Here is a 7538-nt window from a genome sequence, read left to right on the forward strand (position 1 = left end):
GGTGATCTCGGCCCGATCGGGGGACCCGGACGGCATGAGCTACACGAACCCCGATCCCGATCCCGAACGCACCACCGGTCTGGAACCCGGAGGCGGCGTGCCACCCGGTGAGACACCGCCGGCGGAGAGCAGCATGCCCGAGGCCGGCCCGCAGGAACTGCACAATCCCCCCAAGGGCTGGTCCAAGGGGCCGCTGACCCTGATCCTCGCCCTCGTGGTGCTCGTCGCGGCGGGCTTCCTGGCCTACGCCCTGGCCCTGATCTTCTGACGGGCCGCGCCGAGCGACGACCACGCGGAACGACGACTCCACGGGGCGTTTCAGGCTGTCTGAGTACGGCGCACGCACTCGGTGACGACGGCGCGCAGGCTGCCGGTGCGCTCCAGCAGTTCGCGCTGTACCCGGGCCCCGTTGCCGTGCCGGAGCAGCCCGGCGACGCCCTCCCGCACCCGGTCGAGGTCGCCGTCGGCGGCCAGTGCCTCCCCGACGTGCTCCAGCAGGGCCCGTACGACCGTCTCGGCCGGCAACCTGCGCATCGTCACGGGATGCAGCAGCTCCTCCGTCAGCCCGGACCGGGCCGCCCGCCACGCGGCCAGGCGCAGCAGGCTCACACTGTGTCCGGCCGGTTCCCTGCCCTCCCGCCACTCCCGAACGGCCGTCCCGACCAGGGCGCGGGCCAGCGCGGCGAGGAGGACGGCGGTCCCGGCCTCCAGGCAGACGTCCGCGACCCGGAACTCGACCGTCGGGTACCGCCGGGACAGCCGCACGTCGAAGTAGACCATCCCCTCGTCGAGGATCGTGCCGGTGGCGAGCATGTCCGCGACCCGGCGGTGGTAGCTCTCCGCCGACCCGAACAGCTCCGTCGGACCGGCCGACGGCCAGCGCTGCCAGACCCGGCTGCGATAGCTGCTGTAGGAGGAGTCCCTGCCCTGCCAGAACGGCGAGTTCGCGCTCAGCGCGGCCAGCACCGGCAGCCAGGGCCGCACCCGGTCGATCACCGCGACGCCCTCCTCGTCGGACTCGACCGCGACGTGCACGTGGCAGCCCAGGACCAGCTGCTCGTGGACCACGACGCCGTACTGGTCGGCCATCCACTGGTAGCGTCGGTTCACGCCGACCGCGGGGCTGACCGGCAGCGGTGAGGTGGCGAGCGCCGCCACGGCACAACCGCTCCCCTCGGCGTGCCGGCCGGCCTCCTCACGGCAGCGGACGATCTCCGCGTGCAGCCGTTCCATGTCCGCCTGCGGATGCGTGGCGAATTCGAGCATCTGCTGGTGCAGTTCCTTCTCGAACACGTCCTGCCGGGCATCGTCCAGGGCGGCCCGGGCGAGTACGGCGGCGGACAGTGCCCGCGGCTCGCCGGTCTCGGGATCGACCAGGAGGAGTTCCTCCTCCACTCCGACGGTGCGCACCTGCTGCCGCCTTCCTGTGGGCTCGGCCGCGACGACGAGGTTTTCCCTCGTAGGAGCCCGACTGCCCTGGGAGCGCGTTCGGACACCTGGTCGCGCCACCGCGCCTCACGGGGCGTACGGCATCAGCCACACCGTCGCCAGCGGAGGCACCGTGATCCGGATGCTCCCGTCCTCGGGCTTGACCGGGTCGAGGTTGCCGACGCCGCTGCCGCCGTACGCCTCGGCGTCGGTGTTGAGGACCTCCTGCCAGGCGGTGACGTCGTCGGGGACGGCGAGCCCGTACTCGTGCCGGACGACCGGTGAGAAGTTCGACACCGCCAGCAGGGGAGCGCCGTGCGCGTCGAACCGCAGGAACGCGAAGACGTTGTCCTCGGCCGCGTCCACGCGGACCCACCGGAAGCCCGCCGGATCGGTGTCGCGCTGCCACAGGGCCGGAGTCCGGCCGTAGCGGGTGTTGAGGTCGCGGACCAGGTCCTGGACGCCCCGGTGGTCACCCGCCGAGTGGTACCCCTCGTCGAGCAGCCACCACTCGGGGCCCTGCTGCTCGGACCACTCCGCCCCTTGCGCGAACTCCTGTCCCATGAACAGCAACTGCTTGCCGGGATGGGCCCACATGAAGCCGAGGTAGGCGCGGACGTTCGCCCGCCGCTGCCACCAGTCGCCCGGCATCTTCGACACCAGCGCCTGCTTGCCGTGCACGACCTCGTCGTGCGAGATGGGCAGGACGAAGTTCTCGCTGTAGGCGTACACCATGGAGAAGGTCATCTCGTGGTGGTGGTACTTGCGGTGCACCGGCTCGTGGGCGACGTACTCCAGTGAGTCGTGCATCCAGCCCATGTTCCACTTCAGGCCGAAGCCGAGACCGCCGACGTCGGTGGGCCGGGTCACCCCGCCCCAGGCGGTCGACTCCTCCGCGATCGTCACCACACCGGGGCACCGCCGGTAGACGGTCGCGTTCATCTCCTGGAGGAACGCCATCGCCGCCAGGTCCTCCCGGCCGCCGTGGACGTTGGGCTCCCACTGGCCCGAGTCGCGCGAGTAGTCCAGGTAGAGCATCGAGGCGACCGCGTCGACCCGCAGCCCGTCGATGTGGAACTCCTCGCACCAGTAGACCGCGTTCGCCACCAGGAAGTTGCGCACCTCGGTACGGGCGAAGTCGAAGGTGTACGTCCCCCAGTCCGGGTGCTCCGCGCGCCGGTCGTCCCCGGGCTCGTACAGCGGGTCCCCGTCGAAGCGGGCCAGCGCCCAGTCGTCCTTCGGGAAGTGCGCCGGCACCCAGTCCATGATCACGCCGAGGCCCGCCCGGTGCAGGGCGTCGACCAGGTACCTGAAGTCGTCGGGGGTGCCCAGTCGCGCGGTCGGCGCGTAGAAGCCGGTGACCTGGTAACCCCAGGACGGGCCGTAGGGGTGCTCGGCGACCGGCATCAGCTCGACGTGCGTGAAGCCGAGGTCCTTGACGTAGGCGGGGAGCTGTTCGGCCAGCTCGCGGTAGGTCAGCCCGGGGCGCCAGGACGGCAGGTGCACCTCGTACACCGAGAACGGCGCCTCGTGCAGCGGGGTGTCGGCGCGGGTCCGCATCCACTCGGCGTCGCCCCACTCGTAGTGCGACGCCGTCACCACGGACGCGGTGTTCGGCGGCTCCTCCGCGCCGCGCGCCATCGGGTCGGCCTTGAGGAAGCGGTGGCCGTAGCGGGAGTGGATCTCGAACTTGTACCGGGTGCCCTCGCCGACGCCCGGCAGGAACAGCTCCCACACGCCGGACGAGCCGAGCGAGCGCATCGGGAACGCCGTGCCGTCCCAGTGGGTGAAGTCCGCGGCGAGCCGCACCCCCTGGGCGTTCGGCGCCCACACCGTGAACCGGGTGCCGGTGACGCCCTCGTGCGTCATCGGCACCGCGCCCAGCGCCCGCCAGAGCTGCTCGTGCCGGCCCTCACTGATCAGATGCAGGTCGAGGTCGCCGAGGGCGGGCAGGAAGCGGTACGGGTCGTGGACCTCGTGCTCGTCCTCCCCGTACCTCACCACCAGTGTGTAGGCGGGGATCTCCGCCAGCGGCAGGATGCCGGAGAAGAGGCCGTCCTCCTCCGACACGAGAGGGTGGCGCTCGCCGTCGACGACCACGCTCACCTCGCGGGCGAAGGGGCGCAGTGCCCTGAAGACGACGCCGCCGGGGAAGGGGTGGGCACCGAGCAGGGCGTGCGGGTCGTGGTGGGCGCCCGCCAGGAGGCGCCCCCGGTCGGTCGGGTCCAGCGGCGGCGCCGTCCCGCACGCCCCGGGGGTGCGCGGGACGGGACCGGACGGCTCGGGGAGCGAGGTGTCGCGGAGGGCCACGGGTCAGTCTCCTCTCACGGCGAGTCGTTCGATCGCCGCCATGGGTACGGGAAGCCAGTCGGGGCGGTGCCGGGCCTCGTACAGCACCTCATACACGGCGCGGTCCGTCTCGTAGGCGCGCAGCAGACCGTGCTTCTTACGGGGGTCCCACCCGGCGCGGTCGGCGTAGCCCGCGCAGAACGCCTCCCGGCAGCGGCGCGCCCACTCGGGGCGCCACGGGCGGCGCTGGCGGGCGGCGTAGTCGAAGGAGCGCAGCATGCCCGCGATGTCCCGCACGGGGGAGTGGTCGCTGCGCCGTTCGGACAGCGGGCGGGACGGCTCGCCCTCGAAGTCGATGACGAACCAGTCCCGGCCGGCCCGCAGCACCTGCCCCAGGTGCAGGTCACCGTGGATGCGCTGGGCGGGCGGCCCGGAGTCGCAGGTGGACAGGGCCGCGAAGGCCGTCCGCAGACCCGGGACGAAGGGCCGCAGCGCGGGAACGCAGTGCGCGGCGGCGGTCAGCCGCTCGGTCATCGCCGCCGCCGTACGGCCGTTCTCCCCGGGGGCACCGGCCGGGAACGCCGAGGCCAGTGCAAGGTGCACCTCGGCCATCGTCCGCCCCAGCTCGTGGGCCTGCGCGGTGAAGTCGTCCCCGGCGGCCAGCGCGTCCAGGGCGAGGGCCCAGCCGTCGGTGGCGTCGTGCAGGAACGGCTGGAGCACACCGAGCGTCGCCCCGTACGGATGGGTCGTCCGCAGCCACGCCACGGGCGCGGGCACCCGGCCGCAGCCCTGCCGGGCCAATGCGCTGGGCACCTCCAGGTCCGGGTTGACGCCGGGCTGGATGCGCCGGAACACCTTGAGGATGAACTCGTCGCCGTACACCAGCGAGGAGTTGGACTGCTCGGCGTCCAGGATCCGGGGGGCGAGCCCGCCGGGCACCGGCCGCGACGGGTCGCACTCGAAGCGCAGCGGCCCCGCCTTGCCGGGCAGGCGCAGCCGCTCCAGGAGCAGTTGCGCCGTCCGGGGGTCGTGCAGGGCGTCGTAGACCGTCCGGCCGGCCAGCGGGCCGTCCTGTACCTGCCCGATGAGTGCCCGCCCCAGACGCGGCGACGGCCGCTCGCGCACGCCGAGCAGCAGCTGGTAGCAGTCGCCGGCCGAGGGCGCGCCGCCGGGGGCGGGCACGGGGCCGGGCCCGGTGTGCACCAGGAGGTGCAGACAGCCCGGGAACAGCTCGGTCATCGACAACAGGCCGAGCTCGGCCACGGGCCGGTCCTTGCCCGCGAACCAGCGCTGTCGCGGCAGCCAGTCCCGCAGCAGCCCGCCGAGCGACGCCATCGGTTCGGCGAGACGCGCGGGTCTCGTGCGCAGGGGTGCGGTCTTCGGCATGGTGACGCGTCCTTTCCTCGGCCCACGCTCACACGCGGCGGCCGATGCGGGATGCGACTCGGGTGAGCCGGAACCAGTAGAAGCCGTGGCCCCCGAGGGTCAGCAGGTACGGCAGTTCGCCCACCGCCGGGAAGCGGACCCCGCCGAACAGCTCGACCGGATGGCGTCCGGCGAACTCGCGCAGGTCCAGCTCGGTGGGCTGGGCGAACCGCGCGAAGTTGTTCACGCACAGGACCAGGTCGTCCTCGTATTCGCGCAGGAAGGCCAGGACCGCGGGGTTGGAGGAGGGCAGCTCGGTGTACGAGCCCAGGCCGAAGGCGGGGTTCTGCTTGCGGATCTCGATCATGCGGCGGGTCCAGTGCAGCAGCGAGGACGGCGAGGCCATGGACGCCTCGACGTTCGTCACCTGGTAGCCGTAGACCGGGTCCATGATCGTGGGCAGGAAGAGCCGCCCGGGATCGCAGGTCGAGAACCCGGCGTTGCGGTCCGGGGTCCACTGCATCGGTGTGCGCACCGCGTCGCGGTCGCCGAGCCAGATGTTGTCGCCCATGCCGATCTCGTCGCCGTAGTAGAGGATCGGCGATCCCGGGAGGGCGAGGAGCAGCGCGGTGAACAGCTCGATCTGGTCGCGGTCGTTGTCCAGCAGGGTGGCGAGCCGGCGCCGGATGCCGATGTTGGCGCGCATGCGCGGGTCCTTGGCGTACTCGGCCCACATGTAGTCGCGCTCCTCGTCGGTGACCATCTCCAGGGTCAGCTCGTCGTGGTTGCGCAGGAAGATGCCCCACTGGCAGCCCGACGGGATGGCCGGGGTCTTGGCGAGGATCTCGGAGACCGGGTAGCGGGACTCGCGGCGCACCGCCATGAAGATGCGGGGCATGACCGGGAAGTGGAAGGCCATGTGGCACTCGTCGCCGCCGGAGGCGTAGTCGCCGAAGTAGTCGACGACGTCCTCGGGCCACTGGTTGGCCTCCGCCAGCAGGACCGTGTCCGGGTACAGGGCGTCGATCTCGCGGCGGACCCGCTTGAGGAACGCGTGACTGGCGGGGAGGTTCTCGCAGTTGGTGCCTTCTTCGGCGTACAGATAGGGCACGGCGTCCAGCCGGAAGCCGTCGATGCCGAGGTCCAGCCAGAACTTCAGCGCCGCCAGCATCTCCTCCTGGACGGCCGGGTTCTCGTAGTTGAGGTCCGGCTGGTGGGAGAAGAAGCGGTGCCAGTAGTACTGCCCCCGGACCGGGTCGTAGGTCCAGTTCGACGCCTCGGTGTCGACGAAGATGATGCGGGCGTCGGCGTATCGGGTGTCGTCGTCCGCCCAGACGTAGTAGTCGCCGTAGGGGCCGTCGGGGTTGCTCCGCGACTCCTGGAACCACGGGTGCTGGTCGCTGGTGTGGTTCATGACGAAGTCGATGATGACGCGCATGCCGCGCTGGTGGGCGGCGTCGACGAACTCGACGAAGTCGGCCAGGTCGCCGAACTCGGGCAGTACGGCGGTGTAGTCGGAGACGTCGTAGCCGCCGTCCTTCAGGGGGGACTTGAAGAAGGGCGGGAGCCAGAGGCAGTCCACGCCCAGCCACTGGAGGTAGTCCAGTCTGGCGGTCAGGCCCTTGAGGTCGCCGACGCCGTCGCCGTTGCTGTCCTGGAAGGAGCGGACGAGGACCTCGTAGAAGACGGCTCGCTTGAACCAGTCGGGGTCCCGGTCCCCCGCGGGTGTGTCCTCGAAGGTGTCCGGCACGGGCTCGTTCACGGTCATGAGACTGCCGGCCCTTCGCTCCGGGGCGCGGTGGCGGAAGGCCGCTGGACGTGGAAGACGTGCGCGGGGGCCCGGCCGGGCTCCAGGCGCACGTAGTTCGTGCTGCCCCAGTGGTAGGTCTCTCCCGTGAGCTCGTCGCGCACCGGCACCGACGCGTGCCGGTCCAGGCCGAGCTGCGGCATGTCGAGCGAGATCGTGGCCTCCTGGGTGTGATGCGGGTCGAGGTTGGCGACCACCAGCACGACGTCGGACCCCGCGCGCTTGCTGTACGCGATGAGCGCGTCGTTGTCGGTCCGGTGGAAGCGGAGGTTCCTGAGCCGGTGCAGCGCGGGGTGGTCGCGCCGGATGGTGTTGAGCCGGGTGACGAGGGGGGCGATGGTGCGGCCCTCGCGGGCGGCGGCGGCCCAGTCGCGGGGTTTGAGCTGGTATTTCTCCGAGTCGAGGTATTCCTCGCTGCCCTCGCGCAGGGGGGTGTTCTCGCAGAGTTCGTAGCCGCTGTAGATGCCCCAGGTGGGGGAGAGGGTGGCGGCGAGGACGGCGCGGACCTCGAAGGCGGGCCGGCCGCCGTGCTGGAGGTAGGCGTGGAGGATGTCGGGGGTGTTGGTGAAGAGGTTGGGCCGCATGTAGGAGGCGGCGTCCCCGGTCAGTTCGGTGAGGTACTCGGTCAGTTCCTGCTTGGTGTTGCGCC

At 71.6% G+C, this 7538-nt stretch carries 5 protein-coding genes and 1 pseudogene; 1 reads left to right on the top strand and 5 read right to left on the bottom strand.

Annotated elements, in window-relative coordinates; all coding sequences use genetic code 11:
• Nucleotides 1-34: 34 nt before the first annotated feature.
• Nucleotides 35-268, top strand: a complete 234-nt coding sequence (locus RM812_RS17120) for a DUF6480 family protein (RefSeq protein WP_311573418.1) — start codon at nucleotides 35-37, stop codon at nucleotides 266-268.
• Between the two features lie 50 nt (nucleotides 269-318).
• On the opposite strand, the gene RM812_RS17125 is transcribed toward RM812_RS17120, so the two are convergent.
• From RM812_RS17125 to RM812_RS17145, 5 genes and pseudogenes are all read right to left on the bottom strand, one after another.
• The gene (locus RM812_RS17125; protein ID WP_311573419.1) at nucleotides 319-1410 is read right to left on the bottom strand and encodes a glutamate--cysteine ligase; all 1092 of its coding nucleotides are present in this window, start codon (nucleotides 1408-1410) and stop codon (nucleotides 319-321) included.
• Nucleotides 1411-1515: 105 nt separating this feature from the next.
• Complete coding sequence (glgB, locus tag RM812_RS17130) at nucleotides 1516-3738, bottom strand: 1,4-alpha-glucan branching enzyme (RefSeq protein WP_311573420.1); 2223 nt, start codon at nucleotides 3736-3738, stop codon at nucleotides 1516-1518.
• A 3-nt stretch (nucleotides 3739-3741) separates the two neighbouring features.
• On the bottom strand, nucleotides 3742-5103 hold the full coding sequence (locus tag RM812_RS17135) for a maltokinase N-terminal cap-like domain-containing protein (RefSeq protein ID WP_311573421.1): 1362 nt from the start codon (nucleotides 5101-5103) through the stop codon (nucleotides 3742-3744).
• A 28-nt stretch (nucleotides 5104-5131) separates the two neighbouring features.
• Nucleotides 5132-6850 carry a maltose alpha-D-glucosyltransferase gene (gene treS, locus RM812_RS17140; protein ID WP_311573422.1) on the bottom strand — a complete coding sequence of 573 codons (1719 nt, stop codon included), beginning with the start codon at nucleotides 6848-6850 and terminating at the stop codon, nucleotides 5132-5134.
• Nucleotides 6847-7538 (bottom strand): annotated as a pseudogene (locus RM812_RS17145) (DUF3459 domain-containing protein); the annotation flags it as partial. The gene treS and the pseudogene RM812_RS17145, both read right to left, overlap by 4 nt.

It is taken from the genome of Streptomyces lancefieldiae (assembly GCF_031845825.1).
Classification (GTDB): domain Bacteria; phylum Actinomycetota; class Actinomycetes; order Streptomycetales; family Streptomycetaceae; genus Streptomyces; species Streptomyces lancefieldiae.